This window comes from Aliiglaciecola sp. 3_MG-2023 (assembly GCF_030548205.1).
GTDB lineage: Bacteria > Pseudomonadota > Gammaproteobacteria > Enterobacterales > Alteromonadaceae > Aliiglaciecola.
The window spans coordinates 1-506 of record NZ_JAUORV010000044.1; the positions used below are offsets into that span (position 1 = coordinate 1).

Consider the following 506-nt stretch of genomic DNA (forward strand, 5'->3'; position numbering starts at 1 on the left):
ATTGGTACTGAAGAAACCAGCAGCTGGTATGGCAACATTCTTGATTTTTTCAGCTAACTAAACACCACTAACCCATTAATTAAAGTAAGGAAAGACCATGAAACACAATACGCTTATCAAAGCCGCTATGCTGACAATAGCACTCACTACCTCTGTTGCTGCCACTCAGGCACACGCTGGCTCTAAACAAAAGCCACCCATTGGAACTGAAGAAACCAGCAGCTGGTATGGCAACATTCTTGATTTTTTCAGCTAACTAAACACCACTAACCCATTAATTAAAGTAAGGAAAGACCATGAAACACAACACGCTTATCAAAGCCGCTATGCTGACAATAGCCCTCACCACTTCTGTTGCTGCCACTCAGGCACACGCTGGCTCTAAACAAAAGCCACCCATTGGAACTGAAGAAACCAGCAGCTGGTATGGCAACATTCTTGATTTTTTCAGCTAACTAAACACCACTAACCCATTAATTAAAGTAAGGAAAGACCATGAAACACAA

2 protein-coding genes are annotated in these 506 nt (G+C 42.1%); both read left to right on the forward strand.

The features are described 5' to 3' along the window. Window positions 1–97: 97 nt before the first annotated feature. The gene (locus Q4574_RS21450) at window positions 98–256 is read left to right on the forward strand and encodes a hypothetical protein (protein WP_303476527.1); all 159 of its coding nucleotides are present in this window, start codon (window positions 98–100) and stop codon (window positions 254–256) included. Window positions 257–296: 40 nt separating this feature from the next. Further along, window positions 297–455 (forward strand): hypothetical protein, encoded by a 159-nt coding sequence (locus Q4574_RS21455; RefSeq protein ID WP_303476527.1) that lies wholly within the window; start codon window positions 297–299, stop codon window positions 453–455. Window positions 456–506 lie beyond the last annotated feature (51 nt).

What these genes read in the sequence shown, in the direction of transcription:
- Q4574_RS21450 (WP_303476527.1), top strand. Translation starts at nt 98, where the DNA reads ATGAAACACAATACGCTTATCAAAGCCGCTATGCTGACAATAGCACTC.
- Q4574_RS21455 (WP_303476527.1), top strand. Translation starts at nt 297, where the DNA reads ATGAAACACAACACGCTTATCAAAGCCGCTATGCTGACAATAGCCCTC.